The organism is Streptomyces sp. NPDC043908, assembly GCF_056435525.1.
Genome location: NZ_JBWKEI010000012.1, coordinates 82,800 through 102,577 on the forward strand (window position 1 = coordinate 82,800; position 19,778 = coordinate 102,577).

The 19,778-nt window shown below is 70.9% G+C and carries 19 protein-coding genes; 16 read left to right on the forward strand and 3 right to left on the reverse strand.

Translation table 11 applies throughout. The features are described 5' to 3' along the window. Positions 1-133 precede the first annotated feature (133 nt). Positions 134-580, reverse strand: coding sequence for a nuclear transport factor 2 family protein (locus tag AC069K_RS25410; protein WP_365112430.1), 447 nt, complete (start codon positions 578-580; stop codon positions 134-136). Between the two features lie 143 nt (positions 581-723). On the opposite strand from AC069K_RS25410, the gene AC069K_RS25415 reads away from it, so the two are divergent. The 16 genes from AC069K_RS25415 (at position 724) to AC069K_RS25490 (ending at position 17,805) form a co-directional block, all read left to right on the forward strand. Next, a complete protein-coding gene (locus AC069K_RS25415) occupies positions 724-2,193 on the forward strand; it encodes an FAD-dependent monooxygenase (RefSeq protein ID WP_365112432.1) in 1,470 nt (489 codons plus the stop codon). A gap of 54 nt (positions 2,194-2,247) precedes the next feature. Next, on the forward strand, positions 2,248-2,937 hold the full coding sequence (locus AC069K_RS25420; protein WP_365112435.1) for an antibiotic biosynthesis monooxygenase family protein: 690 nt from the start codon (positions 2,248-2,250) through the stop codon (positions 2,935-2,937). 423 nt (positions 2,938-3,360) lie between these two features. Next, complete coding sequence (locus AC069K_RS25425) at positions 3,361-3,690, forward strand: TcmI family type II polyketide cyclase (protein ID WP_358832634.1); 330 nt, start codon at positions 3,361-3,363, stop codon at positions 3,688-3,690. Then, on the forward strand, positions 3,687-4,961 hold the full coding sequence (locus tag AC069K_RS25430) for a beta-ketoacyl-[acyl-carrier-protein] synthase family protein (protein WP_478620174.1): 1,275 nt from the start codon (positions 3,687-3,689) through the stop codon (positions 4,959-4,961). Before AC069K_RS25425 ends, AC069K_RS25430 begins: the two co-directional genes overlap by 4 nt. Further along, positions 4,958-6,166 carry a ketosynthase chain-length factor gene (locus AC069K_RS25435; protein WP_478620178.1) on the forward strand — a complete coding sequence of 403 codons (1,209 nt, stop codon included), beginning with the start codon at positions 4,958-4,960 and terminating at the stop codon, positions 6,164-6,166. Before AC069K_RS25430 ends, AC069K_RS25435 begins: the two co-directional genes overlap by 4 nt. 60 nt (positions 6,167-6,226) lie before the next feature. After that, positions 6,227-6,493: an acyl carrier protein gene (locus AC069K_RS25440; protein WP_358832637.1), complete on the forward strand. Its 267-nt coding sequence runs from the start codon at positions 6,227-6,229 to the stop codon at positions 6,491-6,493. Between the two features lie 23 nt (positions 6,494-6,516). Further along, entirely contained in the window at positions 6,517-7,302 is a 786-nt protein-coding gene (gene fabG / locus AC069K_RS25445; protein WP_358832638.1) for a 3-oxoacyl-ACP reductase FabG, read from the forward strand. Positions 7,303-7,331: 29 nt separating this feature from the next. Further along, positions 7,332-8,267: an aromatase/cyclase gene (locus AC069K_RS25450; RefSeq protein WP_358832639.1), complete on the forward strand. Its 936-nt coding sequence runs from the start codon at positions 7,332-7,334 to the stop codon at positions 8,265-8,267. Positions 8,268-8,274: 7 nt separating this feature from the next. After that, positions 8,275-9,750 carry an FAD-dependent monooxygenase gene (locus AC069K_RS25455; RefSeq protein WP_478620181.1) on the forward strand — a complete coding sequence of 492 codons (1,476 nt, stop codon included), beginning with the start codon at positions 8,275-8,277 and terminating at the stop codon, positions 9,748-9,750. Positions 9,751-9,851: 101 nt separating this feature from the next. Then, a complete protein-coding gene (locus tag AC069K_RS25460; protein ID WP_478620184.1) occupies positions 9,852-11,339 on the forward strand; it encodes an FAD-dependent monooxygenase in 1,488 nt (495 codons plus the stop codon). Positions 11,340-11,469: 130 nt separating this feature from the next. After that, positions 11,470-12,348, forward strand: a complete 879-nt coding sequence (locus tag AC069K_RS25465) for an alpha/beta hydrolase (protein ID WP_478620187.1) — start codon at positions 11,470-11,472, stop codon at positions 12,346-12,348. Positions 12,349-12,360: 12 nt separating this feature from the next. Next, the gene (locus AC069K_RS25470; protein WP_478620190.1) at positions 12,361-13,647 is read left to right on the forward strand and encodes an MFS transporter; all 1,287 of its coding nucleotides are present in this window, start codon (positions 12,361-12,363) and stop codon (positions 13,645-13,647) included. Then, complete coding sequence (locus AC069K_RS25475; protein WP_358832644.1) at positions 13,644-14,315, forward strand: 4'-phosphopantetheinyl transferase family protein; 672 nt, start codon at positions 13,644-13,646, stop codon at positions 14,313-14,315. The genes AC069K_RS25470 and AC069K_RS25475 overlap by 4 nt, the downstream gene beginning before the upstream one ends. 56 nt (positions 14,316-14,371) lie before the next feature. After that, entirely contained in the window at positions 14,372-15,955 is a 1,584-nt protein-coding gene (locus AC069K_RS25480; protein ID WP_365112458.1) for an acyl-CoA carboxylase subunit beta, read from the forward strand. 28 nt (positions 15,956-15,983) lie between these two features. Then, complete coding sequence (locus tag AC069K_RS25485) at positions 15,984-16,289, forward strand: acyl-CoA carboxylase epsilon subunit (RefSeq protein ID WP_478620193.1); 306 nt, start codon at positions 15,984-15,986, stop codon at positions 16,287-16,289. 715 nt (positions 16,290-17,004) lie between these two features. After that, positions 17,005-17,805: a response regulator transcription factor gene (locus AC069K_RS25490; RefSeq protein ID WP_371655131.1), complete on the forward strand. Its 801-nt coding sequence runs from the start codon at positions 17,005-17,007 to the stop codon at positions 17,803-17,805. 293 nt (positions 17,806-18,098) lie between these two features. On the opposite strand, the gene AC069K_RS25495 is transcribed toward AC069K_RS25490, so the two are convergent. Together AC069K_RS25495 and purB are read right to left on the reverse strand one after the other, a co-directional pair. Further along, complete coding sequence (locus AC069K_RS25495; protein ID WP_358832647.1) at positions 18,099-18,500, reverse strand: GNAT family N-acetyltransferase; 402 nt, start codon at positions 18,498-18,500, stop codon at positions 18,099-18,101. Continuing rightward, positions 18,484-19,770, reverse strand: a complete 1,287-nt coding sequence (gene purB, locus AC069K_RS25500) for an adenylosuccinate lyase (protein ID WP_365112464.1) — start codon at positions 19,768-19,770, stop codon at positions 18,484-18,486. The genes AC069K_RS25495 and purB overlap by 17 nt, the downstream gene beginning before the upstream one ends. Positions 19,771-19,778 lie beyond the last annotated feature (8 nt).

Genomic DNA, 19,778 nt, shown 5'->3' on the forward strand with positions numbered 1-19,778 from the left:
GATAGGGGGAGAGAGTGTGATGCCAACAAATGGGAGGAAAAAAACGCGAGAGAGGGCGCACGGGACAAAGACGAGCGCGCCGGAAAGAAACCCCCCTCCCCCCCCCCCCCGCGCTCGTCCCGTGTCGCGGGTCTCAGCCCTTGCGGGGCGGGGTGCCGGTCACCCAGATCATGCGCAGCGACAGCAGGCTCAGGCGCCAGCCGTCCGGGGTGTGCCGGGCCTCGGCGCTCACCAGGCTCCCGTTGGCGAATATCGGGTCGCGCTCGGCGTCCTCCGGATGGTCGGAGGGGTGGTGCACATGGGTGGAGACGATGTTGGCGCGCAGCGTCGCCCGGTCTCCGTCGATCTCGACCACGGCGGGCGAGTTGATGTGCTGGGTGCGCGCGAAGGCCGCGAGGGCGGTGCTGTGGTACTCGGCGAGGCCCGCGATCCCCTCGTGCCGGCTCATCGGGAACTCCACGACGGCGTCCTCGGTGAACAGCCCCCGGGCCCAGGCGTCGTCGAGCTTGTCGTCGTCCAGATTGATCAGGTAGCGGTCGAGCAGTCCCGCGACATCGGCGGTGGATTGGCTTGAGGTCATGGTTGAGGATGACGCCGGAACAGGCCTCTGACCAAGACTCCTTGTAGCAGAGTTGACGTACTTGTCAAAGGCCTGTACTAGCAGCTATTTACGCTCACCGGGGCCCTCGGGATACTGGAGAAACGCCAGTCGGAAGAGGGTAGATGGATAACTTTGACGCGGACGTAATTATCGCGGGAGCCGGCCCCACAGGACTCATGCTCGCAGGCGAACTGCGCCTGAACGGCGTGTCCGTGATTGTCGTCGACCGCCTTGCCGAGCCGATACAGCAGTCGCGTGCGCTGGGATTCTCCGCGCGGACCATCGAGGAATTCGGCCAGCGCGGGCTGCTGGAGCGATTCGGTGGCGTGGACGTCATTCCGGTCGGCCATTTCGGCGGAGTGTCCATCGATTACCGGTTGGTCGAGGGCGGCTCCTACGGCGCCCGGGGCATCCCCCAGTCGCGCACCGAGGGCGTGCTGGCCGGCTGGGCCGGGCAGCTGGGCGCCGAGGTCCGCCGCGGGGTCGAGGTCACCGGTCTGGAGGACGGCGCCGACGGGGTCACCGTGGAGGTGACCACGCCCGAGGGGCAGGCCACCCTGCGCGGCCGCTACCTGGTGGGCGCGGACGGCGCCCGCAGCGCGGTGCGCAAGCTCGCGGGCATCGACTTCCCCGGCACCGACCCGGCCATCGAGCTGCGGTTCGCCGACATCAGCGGGGTGCCGCTGCGCCCGCGCTTCAGCGGTGAGCGGGTGCCCGGCGGCATGGTCATGGTGCTGCCGCTCGGCCCGGAGCGCTGCCGGATCGTCTACTTCGACCGGAGCGAGCCGCTCCGCAAGAGCCCGGACCCGATCACCTTCGACGAGGTGGCCGAGGCGTTCAAGCGCCTGTCCGGCGAGGACATCAGCGGCGCCACGGTGCACTGGGTCTCCACCACCACCGATGTGAGCCGCCAGGCCGCCGAGTACCGCAAGGGCCGGGTCTTCCTGGCCGGCGACGCCGCGCACATCCACCTGCCCATCGGCGCGCAGGGAATGAGCGCCGGCGTGCAGGACGCGGTGAACCTCGGCTGGAAGCTCGCCCTGGAGATCAAGGGACAGGCTCCCGAGGGCCTGCTCGACACGTACCACTCCGAGCGCCACCCGGTCGGCGCCCGGGTGCTCACCAACACCCTCGCCCAGCGGATCCTCTACCTGGGCGGCGACGAGATCACCCCGCTGCTCGACGTCTTCACCGAGCTCACCGAGTTCGAGGACGTCCAGAAGAAGCTGATCGGGATGGTCACCGGACTCGACATCCGCCACGACGTGGGCGAGGGCGACCATCCGCTCCTCGGCCGCCGTCTCAAGGACGAGGAACTGGTGGTCGACGGCGAGAAGACCACCAACTTCGAGCTGCTGGCGGCCGGCAAGGCCGTCCTGTTCGACCTCACCGACGACTCCCACCTGCGGTCGCTCGCCGCGGGCTGGGCCGACCGTGTCACCACGGTCACCGCCGAGCAGCACGACTGCGACGCCGGTCTGGACGCCTTCCTGGTGCGCCCCGACGGCTACGTCGCCTGGGTCTCCCCCTCCGCTTCGCGCACGGAGGGGCTCGTCGACGCCCTCAACCGATGGTTCGGCCGGCCCAACTGAGCAGGGCCCGACGCCCGGTTCTCTCATACCCGTACCCCGAAGGAAGCGAAGAACATGCCCAAGATCTCCAGCGATGACAAGCACCTCACCGTCCTCAACCTCTTCTCCACGGACGCCCCGGAGAAGCAGGAGGGTCTGCTCGGCGCGATGCGCGAGATCGTCGACGCGGCGGCCTACCCGGGCTGGATGTCCTCCACCGTGCACGCCGGTGTGGACAAGCCGGGCACGGCCAACTTCATCCAGTGGCGCAGCCGCGCCGACCTGGAGGACCGCTACGACGGCGAGGAGTTCAAGCACCGCACGCTCCCGCTCTTCGGCGAGCTGACCACCTCCATCCGGCTGCTCCAGAACGAGATCGCGTACTCCCAGACCAAGTCGGGCGGGGACGTCGAGATCTCCCCGGAGCGCTCCGACTACACCGTGATCGCGGTCTTCGGTGTCGAGGAGAAGAACCAGGACGCCCTGGTGGACGCGCTCGGCCCGTCGATGAAGTTCCTCAGCGACGTTCCCGGCTACGTCTCCCACACGGTCCTCAAGGGTGTCGCCGCCCGCGGCCTGGAGGGCTCCTTCGTGGTCTCCTACTCGCAGTGGGAGAGCAAGGAGGCGTTCGACGCCTACCAGGCCGTCGCGCAGGACGACAAGCCCGCCGCCCGGCTGGACGCGGAGAAGCGCACCGGCTCGCTCCTGACGTCGGTGGACTCCAACACCTACCGGGTCGTCCACACCCGCGCCGCCGGCCAGTAACACCCGGCGCGAAAACGCACCACCGCACCTCACGAAACGCCCGGCTCCGTTTATGGAGCCGGGCGTTCCGGCATTTCCGGGCCGGTCGCGCCCACAAGACGCTCCGGTCCGCCACCTGACGGCACCTGACGCCGACGTGACAATTGCGCACCGCCCCGCTGCTCTTCGTTGCGTGTTCTCTGACATGGCTGCGGTGTATTTGCGGAACCTGACCGAACCGGACGTAGACCTGAACCGGGGCGCCTTGAACGGCGAGCGGGATCAGAAGACCCTTGAATACATGATCCGGGGCGTGGTTCGCCACCGCTGATCTCCTCGCTCAACTCCCGTTCATGGCCCTCCTGTCCGGGCGCGTCCGACGTCGTACGCGCCGGGAGCCGGGCCAGTGCCGGATCAACCGCAACCGCTGAGGAGCGAAAACGTATGCACAGCACGCTGATCGTCGCCCGCATGGAACCCGGTTCGAGCACCGACGTCGCCAAGCTGTTCGCCGAGTTCGACGCGACGGACATGCCGCACCGGATGGGGACGCGGCGCCGCCAGCTGTTCTCCTACCGGGGCCTCTACTTCCACCTCCAGGACTTCGACGTGGACAACGGCGGTCAGCTGATCGAGGCCGCGAAGAACGACCCGCGGTTCGTCGGGATCAGCGAGGACCTCAAGCCGTTCATCCAGGCGTACGACCCGGCCACCTGGCGCTCGCCCGCCGACGCCATGGCCGCGCGCTTCTACAACTGGGAGGCGGGCGCGTGACAACGCCTCGCAGGGTCGTCATCACGGGGATGGAGGTGCTCGCCCCGGGTGGAATCGGCACCAAGAACTTCTGGAGCCTCCTCAGCGAGGGCCGCACGGCGACGCGTGGGATCACCTTCTTCGACCCCACGCCGTTCCGCTCCCGGGTGGCGGCCGAGATCGACTTCGATCCGTACGAGCACGGTCTGAGCCCGCAGGAGGTCCGGCGCATGGACCGCGCCGGGCAGTTCGCCGTTGTCGCCTCGCGCGGCGCGGTCGCCGACAGCGGCCTGGAGCTGGGCGCCCTCGACCCGTACCGGATCGGTGTCACCGTCGGCAGCGCGGTCGGCGCGACCATGGGCCTCGACGAGGAGTACCGGGTCGTCAGCGACGGCGGCCGGCTCGACCTGGTCGACCACGAGTACGCCGTCCCGCACCTCTACAACCACCTGGTGCCGAGCTCCTTCGCGGCCGAGGTCGCCTGGGCGGTCGGCGCCGAGGGCCCCAGCACCGTGGTCTCCACCGGCTGCACCTCCGGCATCGACTCCGTCGGCTACGCCGTCGAGCTGATCCGCGAGGGCTCCGCCGACGTCATGATCGCCGGTTCCTCGGACGCGCCGATCTCGCCGATCACCATGGCGTGCTTCGACGCGATCAAGGCGACGACCAACCGCCACGACGAGCCGGAGACGGCCTCGCGCCCCTTCGACAACTCGCGCAACGGCTTCGTCCTCGGCGAGGGCACCGCCTTCTTCGTCCTGGAGGAGCTGGAGAGCGCCCGGCGGCGCGGCGCCCACATCTACGCGGAGATCGCCGGCTACGCCACGCGCTCCAACGCGTACCACATGACCGGACTGCGCCCCGACGGCGCGGAGATGGCCGAGGCGATCCGCGTGGCGCTCGACGAGGCGCGGATGAACGGCGACCAGATCGACTACGTCAACGCCCACGGCTCCGGCACCAAGCAGAACGACCGCCACGAGACGGCAGCCGTCAAGCGCAGCCTCCGGGACCACGCGTACCGGATCCCGATGAGCTCCATCAAGTCGATGGTGGGCCACTCGCTGGGCGCGATCGGCTCGATCGAGATCGCCGCCTCGGCGCTCGCCATGGAGTACAACGTCGTACCCCCCACGGCGAACCTGCACACGCCCGACCCGGAGTGCGACCTGGACTACGTCCCGCTCACGGCCCGCGACCAGCGGACCGACGCGGTGCTCTCGGTCGGCAGCGGCTTCGGTGGATTCCAGAGCGCCGTGGTGCTCGCCCGTCCCGAGAGGAACCTCGCATGACGTCGTCCGTGGTGGTCACCGGCCTGGGGGTGGCGTCCCCCAACGGGCTCGGCATCCAGGATTACTGGGCGGCGACCGTCGGTGGCAAGAGCGGCATCGGCCGCATCACCCGCTTCGACCCGTCGTCCTACCCGGCCAAGCTGGCCGGCGAGGTCCCCGGCTTCGTCGCCGAGGACCTGCTGCCGAGCCGGCTGCTGCCGCAGACCGACCGGGTGACCCGCCTCGCGCTGGTCGCGACCGACTGGGCGCTCGCCGACGCGGGCATCACCCCCTCCGAACTGCCCGAGTTCGACATGGGCGTGGTGACCGCGAGCGCGGCCGGCGGCTTCGAGTTCGGCCAGGGCGAGCTCCAGGCCCTGTGGTCCAAGGGCAGCCAGTACGTCTCGGCGTACCAGTCCTTCGCCTGGTTCTACGCGGTCAACAGCGGCCAGATCTCCATCCGCAACGGGATGAAGGGCCCCAGCGGCGTGGTCGTCAGCGACCAGGCCGGCGGCCTCGACGCCGTGGCGCAGGCCCGCCGCCAGATCCGCAAGGGCACCGCGCTGATCGTCTCGGGCGCCATCGACGCCTCGGTCTGCCCGTGGGGCTGGGTGGCGCAGCTGTCCAGCGACCGGCTCTCCACCAGCGAGGAGCCGAACCGCGCCTACCTGCCCTTCGACCGCGAGGCCGCGGGGTACGTGCCCGGCGAGGGCGGCGCGATCCTGATCATGGAGGACGCCGAGTCGGCCCGCGCCCGCGGCGCCCGGATCTACGGCGAGGTCGCCGGCTACGGCTCGACCATCGACCCCAGGGCCGGCTCCGGCCGTCCGCCGGGCCTGCGCAAGGCCATCGAACTCGCCCTGGCCGACGCGGGGGTCGCCCCGGGCGACGTGGACGTGGTCTTCGCCGACGCGGCCGCCGACCCGGAGCTCGACCGGCAGGAGGCCGAGGCGATCAACGCGGTCTTCGGCACCCGGGGGGTCGCGGTCACCGCGCCCAAGACGATGACCGGACGGCTCTACTCGGGCGCGGCGCCGCTGGACCTGGCCGCCGCGTTCCTCGCCATCAAGGACGGCCTGATCCCGCCGACCGTCCACATCGACCCCGCCGCCGAGTACGACCTGGACCTGGTCCTTGGGGAGCCGCGCACCGCCGAGTTGCGCACCGCCCTGGTCCTGGCCCGCGGTTACGGGGGCTTCAACTCGGCCGTGGTCGTCCGCGCCTAGCGCTCCGCGGTACCGCCCCAGACATCCGGCAACGCCGTACACCTAAGAAAGGGAAACCCCATGGCCACCACGTTCACCCTCGACGACCTCAAGCGCATCCTCCTTGAGGCAGCGGGCGCCGACGAGGGCGTCGACCTGGACGGCGACATCCTGGACACCGAGTTCGAGGTCCTGGGTTACGAGTCGCTCGCCCTGCTGGAGACGGGCGGCCGGATCGAGCGTGAGTACGGCATCTCGCTGGACGACGACGCGCTGACCGACGCCACCACCCCGCGCGCCCTCATCGAGGTCGTCAACGCCCAGCTCTCCTCCGCGTCCGCCGCCTGAGCCTTTCGACAAGGAAGAACGACATGACCGAGAACACCGCACGGGTCGCACTGGTGACGGGTGCCACGAGCGGCATCGGGCTCTCCGTGGCCCGGCTGCTCGCCTCCCAGGGGCACCGCGTCTTCATCGGCGCGCGCAACGCCGACAACGTCGCCGAGACCGTCAAGCAGCTCCAGGGCGAGGGCTTCGAGGCCGACGGCTCGGCGCTGGACGTCACCGACGCCGCCAGCGTCAAGGCCTTCGTGCAGTCGGCCGTCGACCGCTTCGGCACGGTCGACGTGCTGGTCAACAACGCCGGCCGGTCGGGCGGCGGGGTGACCGCCGACATCGAGGACGAGCTGTGGGACGCCGTCATCGACACCAACCTGAACAGCGTCTTCCGGGTGACCCGCGAGGTCCTGAACACCGGCGGCATGCGCCACAAGGACCGCGGCCGGATCATCAACATCGCCTCCACCGCGGGCAAGCAGGGCGTCGTGCTCGGCGCCCCGTACTCGGCCTCCAAGCACGGCGTGGTCGGCTTCACCAAGGCGCTCGGCAACGAGCTCGCGCCCACCGGCATCACGGTCAACGCCGTCTGCCCGGGCTACGTCGAGACGCCGATGGCCCAGCGCGTGCGCCAGGGCTACGCGGCCGCCTACTCCACCTCCGAGGACGCGATCCTGGAGAAGTTCCAGGCCAAGATCCCGCTCGGCCGCTACTCCACCCCGGACGAGGTCGCCGGTCTGGTCGGCTACCTCGCCTCCGACACCGCCGCCTCCATCACCGCGCAGGCGCTCAACGTCTGCGGCGGACTCGGCAACTTCTGATCCGCCACGTACCCGAAGGAGCAGCGGATATGACGACCCGTGAGGTCGAGCACGAGATCACCATCGACGCCCCCGCCGCAGCGGTGTACCGGCTGCTGGCGGAGGTGACCAACTGGCCGCGGATCTTCCCGCCCACCATCTACGTGGACCAGGTCGGGGAGAACGGCAACCACGAGCGCATCCGGATCTGGGCCACCGCCAACGGCGAGGCCAAGAACTGGACCTCGCACCGCGAGCTGGACCCCGAGGCCCTGCGGATCACCTTCCGCCAGGAGGTCACCACGCCTCCGGTCGCGGCGATGGGCGGCACCTGGATCATCGAGACCCTGGGGGAGAACTCCTCGCGGGTCCGGCTGCTCCACGACTACCGGGCCATCGACGACGACCCCGAGGGCCTGGCCTGGATCGACGAGGCCGTCGACAAGAACAGCCGCTCGGAGCTGGCCGCGCTCAAGCAGAACGTCGAACTGGCCCACGCGACCGAGGAGGTGACGTTCTCGTTCACCGACACCGTCATCGTCCAGGGCTCGCCCAAGGACCTGTTCGACTTCATCAACGAGGCGGACCGGTGGTCCGAGCGGCTGCCGCACGTGGCCGTGGTCCGGCTGACCGAGGACACCCCCGGGCTCCAGACCCTGGAGATGGACACCCGCGCCAAGGACGGCTCGGTCCACACCACCAAGTCGTACCGGGTGACCTTCCCGAACTACAAGATCGCGTACAAGCAGGTCACGCTGCCCGCGCTGATGACCCTGCACACCGGGATCTGGACGTTCGAGGAGACGCCCGAGGGCACGGCCGCCTCCTCGCAGCACACCGTCACCCTCAACACGGACAACATCGCGAAGATCCTCGGCCCCGAGGCCACCGTCGCGGACGCCCGTGAGTACGTGCACACCGCGCTGTCGACCAACAGCACGGCCACGCTCAACCACGCCAAGACGTACGCCGAGTCGAAGGGCTGAACCGGAGATGACCACCACGGACCGCCTCGACACCCAGGTCGTCGTCGTCGGCGCCGGCCCCGTCGGGCTGCTGCTCGCCGGTGAGCTGCGCCTCGGCGGCGCCGAGGTGGTCGTCCTGGAACAGCGGGCCGCTCCCACCACGGAGTCGAGGGCCTCCACGCTGCACGCCCGCACCATGGAGCTCCTCGACAGCCGCGGCCTGCTCGGTGTCTTCGGGACGCCGCCGAACGAGCCGCGCGGCCACTTCGGCGGCATCCCCATGGACCTCACCCTGCCCAGCCCCTTCCCCGGGCAGTGGAAGATGCCCCAGACCCGGTCCGAGGCCCTGCTCCAGGAGTGGGCGCTCTCGCTCGGCGTGGACCTGCGGCGCGGCCACGAGCTGCGCGAGGTCGTCGACCGGGGCGACTTCGTCGAGGCGACGGCGGCCGGGCCCGACGGCACGGTCGTGGTGCGCGGCGGCTTCCTCGTCGGGTGCGACGGCGAGGACTCCACCGTGCGCCGCCTCATCGGGGCCGAGTTCCCCGGCAACGACGCCGGCCGCGAGCTGCTGCGGGCGGACGTGGCCGGGGTCACCATCCCCAACCGCCGCTTCGAGCGGCTCCCGGCCGGGCTCGCCATCGCGGCGACCCGGGACGGGGTGACCCGGGTGATGGTGCACGAGTTCGGCTCCCACGCCGAACCGCGCACCACCGACCCCGAGTTCGGGGAGATCGCGGCGGTCTGGAAGCGCGTCACGGGCGAGGACATCAGCGGCGGGACCCCGCTGTGGGCGAACGCGTTCGGCGACGCCAACCGCCAGCTCACCCGCTACCGCCACGGCAGGATCCTCTTCGCCGGGGACGCGGCCCACCGCCAGATGCCCATCGGCGGCCAGGCCCTCAACCTGGGCCTCCAGGACGCCTTCAACCTCGGCTGGAAGCTCGCCCTGCACCTGGGCGGCGCGGCCCCCGAGGCCCTGCTCGACACGTACCACAGCGAGCGCCACGAGGTCGGCCGGCGCGTCCTGTCCAACATCAGGGCGCAGGCCATGCTGCTGCTCGGCGGCCCCGAGGTCGAGCCGCTGCGCTCGGTCCTCACCGAACTCCTCACCCACGACGACGTCCGGGCGCACCTCGCCGGGATGATCAGCGGTCTCGACATCCGCTACGACGTCGGCGGCCCCGGGCACCCGCTGCTCGGCGCCCGGCTGCCGGACACGGGCCTGACCACCGGCGAAGGCCCGGTGCACACGGCCCAGTTGCTGCGCACCGCACGCGGTGTGCTCCTCGATCTGTCCGGCGGCGGTGCGGCGCTGCCGGACACCTCCGGCTGGGCCGGCCGGGTCACCGTGCTGCCCGCCGCGCCGGAGAAGGACGGCGCCCTCCAGGGCGTGGGCGCCGTCCTGGTCCGCCCCGACGGCCACGTGGCCTGGGCGGGCGCGCCGGACACCGACGGCGCCGGGCTGAGCGAGGCCCTGGAGCGCTGGTTCGGCCCCGCGCGCTGACTCACGCACCACCCCACCCCCGCGCACGACCGTACGACTCCCAGCAGGACAGGGAACCACCGGGCACGTCCAGGAAAGGGAACACTATGGAGGGGACAGCCGTGGACACCGATGTCATCATCGTCGGCGCGGGTCCGACCGGTCTGATGCTCGCCGGCGAGCTGCGCCTGGGCGGGGCACGGGTCGTCGTCGTCGAACGGCTGGCGAAGCCCACCGGGCAGTCCCGGGGCCTGGGCTTCACCGCCCGCGCCATGGAGATCTTCGACCAGCGCGGGCTGCTGCCCCGGTTCGGCCAGGGCGAGACGCTGGAGATCAGCCCCATGGGCCACTTCGGCGGTGTGCAGTTCGACTACACCGTCCTGGAGGACGGGCACTTCGGGGCGCGCGGCATCCCGCAGTACAAGACGGAGGCGGTCCTGGAGGAGTGGGCGCGGGAGCTGGGCGTCGACATCCGGCGCGGCTGGGAGTTCCTGGAGCTGACCGACGGCTTCCTGGACGGCGACGACGTCGAGATCACCGTCCAGACGCCCAACGCCGTACGCAAGCTGCGCGCCTCCTACCTGGTGGGCGCCGACGGCGGGCGGAGCGTGGTGCGCGAGGCCGCCGGATTCGACTTCCCCGGCACCTCCGCGACCCGGGCGATGTTCCTCGCCGACGTCACCGGCTGCGAGCTGCGCCCGCGCTTCCTGGGCGAGCGGCTGAACAACGGCATGGTGATGGCGGCCCCGCTCGCCCCGGGCGTGGACCGGATCATCGTCTGCCCCGACAACGCGCCCGCGCGCGACAGCGGCGAGTCGGTCTCCTTCGAGGAGGTTGCCGCGGCCTGGCAGTCGATCACCGGCGAGGACATCTCGCACGGCGGCGCCGAATGGGTCAGCTTCTTCAGCGACGCCACCCGGCAGGCCTCGGAATACCGGCGCGGCCGGGTCCTGCTGGTCGGCGACGCCGCCCACATCCACCTCCCGGCCGGCGGCCAGGGCCTGAGCACCGGCGTCCAGGACGCGGCCAACCTCGGCTGGAAGCTGGCCGCGGAGGTCGCCGGGACGGCGCCGGAGGGGCTGCTCGACACGTACCACGGCGAGCGCCACCCCGTGGGGGCGCGGCTGCTGATGAACACCCGCGCGCAGGGGATGGTCTTCCTCGGCGGCCCCGAGGCGGACCCGCTGCGCCAGCTCTTCGGCGAGCTCATCCAGTACGACGACGTCAAGCGGCATCTGGCGGGCATCGTCAGCGGTCTGGACATCCGGTACGAGCTGGGCGGCAGCCACCCGCTGGTGGGGCGGCGGATCCCGCCGCGCACGCTGGTCCTGGCGGACGGCGAGACCAGCACCACGGCGCTGCTGCACCCGGCTCGTGGGGTGCTGCTCGACCTGGGCGACTCCTCGGCCGTACGGGGCGCCGCCGCCGCGTGGCAGGGACGGGTCGATGTCGTCACGGCCTCGGCCAAGCCGGTGGACGGCGGTACCGACCCGCTCGCGGGCGCGGGTGCCGTGCTCGTACGGCCCGATGGATATGTCGCCTGGGCCGGGGACGACGTCCCGGCCCTGGAGGCCGCCCTCGGGCGGTGGTTCGGCCCGGCGGGTTCGTGACGCCGGAGAGCTCGGTTCTGAGGGCGGTCCCGCGTCCGCGGGCCGTCGGCGGCTGGTCGCGCGGTTCCCCGCGCCCCTTCGGGGGCGCGGGGCCGCGGCGAAACGAACCTCAACGCAAACGGGGGCATTGATGGAAAGCACGCTCGCACCGGGCGCCGTCTCCCAGGGCGTCCGCAGGATCACCCTGGACGCGGGCGGTGTCACCCTGTCCGCGTTGCTGTGCGAGCCGGAAGGCACACCCCGCGCCACCGTCGTCGCCGTCCACGGCGGCGGCATGAACGCCGGGTACTTCGACGGCCAGGCCCACCCCGAGCTGTCGCTGCTCACCCTGGGCGCCCGGCTCGGCTACACGGTCCTGGCCGTCGACCGGCCCGGGTACGGGCACTCCGCCGCCCAGCTCCCCGAAGGCCTCACCGTCGCCGACCAGACCGACGTGCTGCGCGCCGGAATCGACGACTTCACCGCCAAGCACCCCACCGGCGCGGGCATCCTGCTCGTCGCCCACTCCTTCGGCGGCAAGCTGGCGCTCTCCGCCGCCGCCCACTGCACCGGGGACGGCCTCCTCGGCCTCGACATCTCCGGCTGCGGCCACCGCTACGCCGTCACCCCGGGCGTGATCCGCAAGGGCCTCAAGCACATCGCCCGCCACTGGGGGCCGCTGCGGCTCTACCCGCCGAACACCTTCCGCAGCAGCGGCACCCTGGTGGCGCCGATGCCGGAGCGCGAGGCGGACGAACTGCCGCGCTGGCCCGAGCTGTTCGCGGCGCTGGCACCGCGCGTGCGCATCCCCGTCCGGCTCACCTTCGCCGAGCACGAGGGCTGGTGGCTCCACGGCGAGCAGGACCTCGCCGACCTCGCCGCCCAGCTCACCTCCGCACCCCGCATCGTCGTCGACCGCCAGCCGGACGCCGGCCACAACATCAGCCTCGGCTGGGCGGCCCGCTCCTACCACCTGCGCACGCTCGCGTTCCTGGAGGACTGCATCACCAGGGCGGGACGCGATGCCTGAGCATCCGAGCCTATGACCAGCACCTTCGCCCATCCTTTCCGCTCCCTGGCCGTACGGAACTTCCGGCTCTTCGCGGCCGGGCAGGTCGTCTCCGTCGCGGGCACCTGGATGATGGTCGTGGCCCAGGACTGGATCGTCCTGGGCCTGGCCGACAACTCCGGCACCGCCCTCGGCGTCGTCACCGCGCTCCAGTTCACGCCGCTGCTGCTGCTCACGCTCTACGGCGGGCGCCTCGCCGACCGCTACGACAAGCGGCTGCTGCTGACCTGCGCCAACCTGGCGTCCGGTGTGCTCGCGCTGGTCCTGGCGGTGCTGGCGTTCGCGGACGCCGTCCAGTTGTGGCACATCTGGCTGTGCGCGCTCGGCCTCGGGGTGGTCAACGCCGTCGAGGTGCCGACCCGGATGTCGTTCGTGAGCGAACTGGTCGGGCCCGAACTGCTGCCCAACGCCTCGGCGTTGAGCGCCGCGTACTTCAACACCGCCCGGGTGGTCGGACCGGCCCTGGCGGGGCTGCTCATCACCGGGTTCGGCACGGGCTGGGTGATGCTGTTCAACTCCGTCAGCTATCTGGCGACCGTGATCGGGCTGCGGATGATGCGGCCCGGCGAGCTCCTGCTCGGCGCCCGGCAGGACACCCGGCCCCGGGTGGTCGACGGGCTCCGGTACGTCGCCGGGCGCCCGGACCTGAAGCTGCCGCTCCTGCTCGTCGGGGTGATCTCCCTCTTCGGGCTCAACTTCCAGCTCACCCTGCCGCTGTACGCCAAGACCGTCTTCCACGCCGACGCGGCCTCCTTCGGGCTGCTCACCACCGGCTTCGCGGCGGGCTCGCTGATCGCCGCGTTCGCCACCACCGCCCGGCGCACCCGCCCCTCCAGCCGCCTGGTGGTGGGCGCGGCCCTGGTCTTCGCGGCCCTGGAGACGGTGGCGGGCTGGGCGCCGAACTTCGCCACCGCGATCGTGCTGCTCTCGCTCACCGGCGGCGCCACCATCTTCTTCGTCCAGGCCGTCAACCACCGCGTCCAGCTCGGCAGCGACCCGCGGTACCGGGGCCGGGTGATGGCGCTGTACACCCTGATCCTCCAGGGCTCGACCCCGCTCGGCTCGCTGCTCATCGGCTGGCTCGCCGAGCACCTGGGCGCCCGCTCGGGCTTCTACGTGGGCGGCCTGGTCTCGCTGGCGGCCGCGCTCACCGCGCTGGCGTACGACCGCCGCCCCGCCCCCGCCGGGGCCGCCAAGGCCCTCCAGACGCCCGGGGGCGACGGAAAGGGCGGCCCCGTCCACGAGGCGGTGGGCCGGTGAACGCGACCCGTACGCCGCTGCGGGCGGCCCCCGCGGCGGGACGGCTGCACCTGCTGGTCTTCCGGCCGCCCGCCGAGGAGGTGGCGCCGGTGTGCCCGCTGATGCGGGCGCTGGACGCGATGGAGGAGGCGCGGGCCGCGTCCTACGTGTCCGCCCGCGACCGGATCCAGTACGTGACCGCGCACGCCACCCTGCGCGCCCTGCTCGCCGCGTACACCGGTCTGGAGCCCGGCCGGCTCGTGCTGGGCCGCGGCGAGGACCCGTACGGCAAGCCGCGGCTGATCGATCCGCCGCTGCCGCTCCACTTCAACCTCTCGCACAGCCACGGCCTGATCGCCATCGGGGTCGCGGCGGCCCCGGTGGGCGTGGACGTCCAGCGCGTCCCGTCGCCCGAGGCCGTCGAGATGGTGCTGCCCCGACTGCACCCGCAGGAGCGCGAGGAGCTGCGCGCGCTGCCCGCGGCCGAGCGGACGGTGGCGTTCGCCCGGCTGTGGACCCGCAAGGAGGCCTATCTCAAGGGGCTGGGCACCGGCCTCACCCGCTCACCCGCGGCGGACTACCTGGGCGACCGCGACGCCCCGGACCGCCCGCACGGCTGGACGGTGCGCAACGTGCCCGTCCAGCCGGGTTACGCCGCTGCGGCGGCCCTGCGCCACCACCCGACGTGACCGTGAAGGCAGTCGATTCCGCACCAAGGATCCGCAACCTACAGGGGGAACACCACATGACGCCGACCACGCCGACCACACCGTCCTCTGGCGAGGTCACCGACCGGCTGGACGAGCTGAGCGAGCGCAAGGAGCAGGCCGTCCGCGGCCCCAGCGAGCGCGCGACCGAGGCGCAGCACGCCAAGGGCAAGCTGACCGCGCGCGAGCGCATCGAACTCCTCCTGGACAAGGGCAGCTTCACCGAGGTCGAGCAGCTGCGCCGGCACCGGGCGACCGGCTTCGGCCTGGAGGCGAAGAAGCCGTACACGGACGGTGTCATCACCGGCTGGGGCACGGTCGAGGGCCGTACGGTCTTCGTCTACGCGCACGACTTCCGGATCTTCGGCGGCGCCCTCGGCGAGGCCCACGCTTCCAAGATCCACAAGCTGATGGACATGGCGATCGCGGCCGGTGCGCCGCTGGTGTCCCTGAACGACGGCGCCGGCGCCCGGATCCAGGAGGGCGTCAGCGCCCTCGCCGGGTACGGCGGCATCTTCCAGCGCAACACCAAGGCCAGTGGGGTGATCCCGCAGATCTCGGTGATGCTGGGGCCGTGCGCGGGCGGCGCCGCCTACTCGCCCGCCCTGACCGACTTCGTCTTCATGGTCCGCGAGACCTCGCAGATGTTCATCACCGGCCCGGACGTGGTGCAGGCGGTGACCGGCGAGGAGATCACGCAGAACGGGCTCGGCGGCGCGGACGTGCACGCCGGGGTCTCGGGCGTGGCGCACTTCGCGTACGACGACGAGGAGACCTGCCTCGCCGAGGTCCGCTATCTGCTGTCGCTGCTGCCGTCCAACAACCGGGAGATGCCGCCGCTGGCCCAGACCTCGGACCCGGTGGACCGCGAGGGCACGGCCCTGCTCGACCTGGTGCCGGCCGACGGCAACCGCTCCTACGACGTGCGCTCGGTGATCGAGGAGCTCGTCGACGAGGGCGAGTACATGGAGATCCACGCCAACTGGGCGCCGAACCTGGTCGTCGCGCTGGCCCGGCTCGACGGCCACGTCGTCGGCATCGTCGCCAACCAGCCCTCCGCGATGGCGGGCGTCCTGGACATCAAGGCGAGCGAGAAGGGAGCGCGGTTCGTCCAGTTCTGCGACTCCTTCAGCATCCCGCTGATCACCCTGGTCGACGTCCCCGGCTTCCTGCCCGGCGTGGACCAGGAGCACGACGGCATCATCCGGCGCGGCGCGAAGCTGCTCTACGCCTACTGCAACGCGACCGTGCCGCGTATCTCGGTGGTGCTGCGCAAGGCGTACGGCGGTGCCTACATCGTGATGGACTCGCGCTCGATCGGCGCGGACCTCGCGTTCGCCTGGCCGACCAACGAGATCGCGGTGATGGGCGCCGAGGGCGCGGCGAACGTGGTCTTCCGCCGCGAGATCGCCGCGGCCGACGACCCCGACGCGATGCGCGCGCAGAAGATCGAGGAGTACAAGAACGAGCTGGTGCACCCCTACTTCGCGGCGGAGCGCGGTCTGGTCGACGACGTGATCGACCCGCGCGAGACCCGGTCGGTGCTGTGCCGTTCGGTGGCGATGCTCATCGCCAAGGACGCCGAACTGCCGCGCCGCAAGCACGGCAACCCGCCCCAGTAGGCCCGACTTCCGAGATGAGGGGACCGACATGAGCGAGATGACCCGGATCACCGAGACCGCCGAGACCGCCCAGAGCGCCGCCGAGTCCGGCGCGATGACCCTGGAGCACTGCCGTGAGCTGCTGAGAGTGGAGCGCGGCAATCCGGATCCGGAGGAACTGGCGGCGCTCGCCGCGCTGTTCTTCGCGCACTTCTCCGCCATGGAGGCGCGGGCGGAGGCGGCCCGGGTGATGATCCCCCGGCAGCGGCGCTCGGCGAGCTGGCGCCGCACCGACCGGGCGACGGGCTTCGACGGCCCGCGCACCTGGCGCGCCGGCGGCCCGGTGCTGGCCTGACCTAATACTGACGGACCGTCAATTGCGGTCCGGAGAAGTGCATTCCGCGCACCGAGTGGTGCGCGCCGCCCCGGGTGGGGCCGTCCGGACCGGGGCGGCCCCACCCGGGGCTCAGCGCTGTTCAGGCCGCCGGACTTTACTTGACACACACTCTCCCCGACGACCATTCTGTGCGGTGAATGGGGGTCTTCGTCATGCAGGTGTTGGCGTACTGCAAGCTACAGCCCGATCACAGGGAGCGCTGGGAGGCGCGGGACGCGCCCGACTGAGGCGCAGTACCGGTCTCTTCAAGCCACCGGCCAGCGAGACGCCACTTGGACACCTGTTATTTAACTTGTTGTCAGCGGACCCGTCCCCATTCCGTAAACCTCCAGGCCGCCGTGGCCAACATCATGTCATGGCTACGTCAACGTCAGAGGTGCGCCAAGATGGCCGGATTATGCGAGTCGCGGCGCGTTACCCTTGGTTGAATCAACGGACCTGCCAGTGTTCCGCTTCCGCATGGCGAGGACTGGTTGACGAGGGCTCCCCGTCGTGATCACGTAGGGAAACGAAGAGGGCGCCCTGTCCGATCTCGCTCAATAACCGACACAGTTTATTTGTTATTTGCTCGAACCTCTTTGAATTCCGTAGCAGCGGTCTGTAGGTTCGTCGTTGTTCGTCGGTGACATCCGGATCGGATCTCACAGTGGACTCACTCAGATGGGGGAGGGACATGACTCGCGGGGGAGGCATGACTCAGAGTTCGTCAGAGGCAGTGCTGGAGCCTCATATACCTGTCCAGCGTGGTCCAGGAGGACCACACCTGATCGAAGAGGGCGTGTCGGAAGCGGTGCGCAGGGTGGCCGGCCTCTCCCGGGGCCGGCGGATCCTCGTGGTCGACAGCGACGTCGACGGCGCGGAGTCCCTGGTGTGCCGACTGCGCAGGCACGGCCACGAGGCCATCGGCGTGAAGAGCGGCAGCACCGCCCTTCAGGCGTACGAGGACGTCGACCTCGTCCTGCTGGACCTGGAGCTGCCGGACCTCGACGGCCTGGAGGTCTGCCGGGCCATCCGCTCGGTCAGCGGCATCCCGGTCATCATCGTGACGGCCCGCGGCTCCGAGCTCGACTGCGTCCTCGGCCTCCAGGCCGGCGCGGACGACTATGTGGTCAAGCCCTACGGCTTCCGCGAATTAATGGCACGGATCGAAGCCGTCATGCGCCGAGCGAGGTTCCAGCCGCCCGTTGCCAGAGAGATCTTGCACGGGCGGTTGCGCATTGACGTGAGCTCCCGCGAGGTGAGCCTGGACGGCCGCGAGGTGGGGCTGACCCGCAAGGAATTCGATCTGCTCTGCTTGCTCGCCTCGCATCCGGACACGGTCATTCCGCGCAAACGCCTGCTTCAGCAGGTATGGGGTGACTCATGGTCGCGTCGCACTGTCGACACTCATGTCAGCAGTCTACGCGGGAAGCTCGGCGACAGCGGTTGGATCATTACCGTGCGCGGGGTCGGTTTCAAGCTGGGCAACGGGTAATTTCCGCCTTTCGCCCCGACCGCAGCAAAAGTAAAACAAGTTGAACAACCGTCATAAGTCCGAGGAATTCTTTCGGACGGCGGCCGTGAATGGCCGCCCGCGGTGAGACGGGTTTACGGCGGGGCCCCCGGGGTGAGGTGAATACCCCGGGGGCCCCGTTTCTTTACCAGGAATCCGCCGGAATATCCATGGCGTGCAACATCGGCCTCGCACACCTCGACCACACGAAGAAAGGCCCCCGCGGACCGGCTCGGCCGGCGCGGGGGCCTCCTTCGTGAACTGCCGCCCGTTCCCTACGGGTTGAGGACCCAGGCGGAGTTGTGCTGCGTGAAGCCGATGTGCGGGTAGTAGTCCACCGCCGCGGGCGCCGACAGCAGGATCACCTTCGCCCGCGGGGCCTCCTGCCGGGTGGCCTCGATCAGCGCCCGGCCGATGCCCGAGCGCTGGTGGTCGCCGCTGACCGCGATGTCCGAGAGGTAGGTGGCGTAGCTGAAGTCGGAGATGCTGCGCGCGATGCCGATCAGTCTGCCCTCCGCGCGCGCCACGACCACGAGATTGGCGCCTCGCACCATGGCGGCGAACCGCTCCACGTCCTCGATCGGACGGCGCTCCCCGAGCCCGGAGGAGCGGTAGACCTCCAGGACCTCCTCAAGGTCCAGGTCCGCACCGTCCACACGCTCAATCTTCCAGGTCACGAAGTTGCTCCAATCGATCGAGAATCACGCCGTGGTTGACGAGGAAACGCTCAGGGCGCAGCTGGCCGATGTCCATGCCCTCCTGGCGCAGCGTGTCCCCGAAGTGCTCGCCGGTGGCGATCGTACGGTTCGCGGCGGCCTGGACGGCGCGGTAGGCCTTCTCCCGCTCCACCCCGTCGGCCAGCAGGTCGGCGAGGACGGCGGAGCTGTACACCAGCCCGTCGGTGCGGTCGATGCCCGCCCGCATCCGGTCTGGGAAGACCTTGAGGTCGCGCACGAGCCGGGTCGCCATGGTGGCCTGGAAGTGGCCGACCGCCAGCGCGTCGGGCAGGATCACCCGCTCCACCGACTGGTGCGCCAGATCGCGCTCGTGCCACAGCGCCACGTTCTCCAGGGCGGTCGCCGCGTACCCGCGCAGCAGCCGCGCCAGACCGTTCAGCCGCTCGCTGGTGGTCGGGTTCCGCTTGTGCGGCATGGCGCTGGAGCCCTGGTACGCGGAGGTGCGCTGCTCCTCCACCTCGCGGACCTCGGTGCGCTGGAGCAGCCGCAGCTCCAGGGCGATCTGCTCGATGCCCGCGCCCAGCAGGGCGACGGCCTGGAGCAGCTGGGCGTGCCGGTCGCGGGCGACGACCTGGCTCGGCGCCGGCTCCACTCCCAGCCCGAGCTCCTCGCAGACGTACGCCTCCACCGAGGGGTCGATCAGCGCGTACGTGCCGACCGAACCGGAGATGGTGCCCACCGCCACGGCCTTGCGGGCCGCCTTGAGGCGGGTGAGCGAGCGGTCCACGGAGAACGCGAACTGCGCCAGCTTGTGGCCGAAGGAGGTCGGCTCGGCGTGCACCCCGTGGGTGCGGCCGACGATGACCGTCTCCCAGTGCTCCAGGGCCCGCTCGACCAGGACCTTGCGCAGCTCCACCCCGGCCGCGAGGACCAGGTCGGTGGCGCGGGCCAGGTTGTACCCGAGGGAGGTGTCGACGAGGTCGTAGCTCGTCATGCCGAGGTGGACCCAGCGGGCCGACTCGTCGGGGATGCCCTCGCAGTAGGCGGCGAGGAACGAGAGCACTTCGTGGTCCCGCTCCCGCTCGATCTCCTGCACCCGCTCGGGCGTCGGGACCGGGGCCCGCCGCATGTCCTCGACGGCGTCCTCGGGCACCCGGCCCAGGCGCACCTGGGCCTCGGAGGCGAGGATCTCCACCCGGACCCAGGTCGCGTACCGCGCCTGGTCCGAGAAGATGTCCGCCATCGCGGGCAGGGTATAGCGGGGAATCATATGGGCCA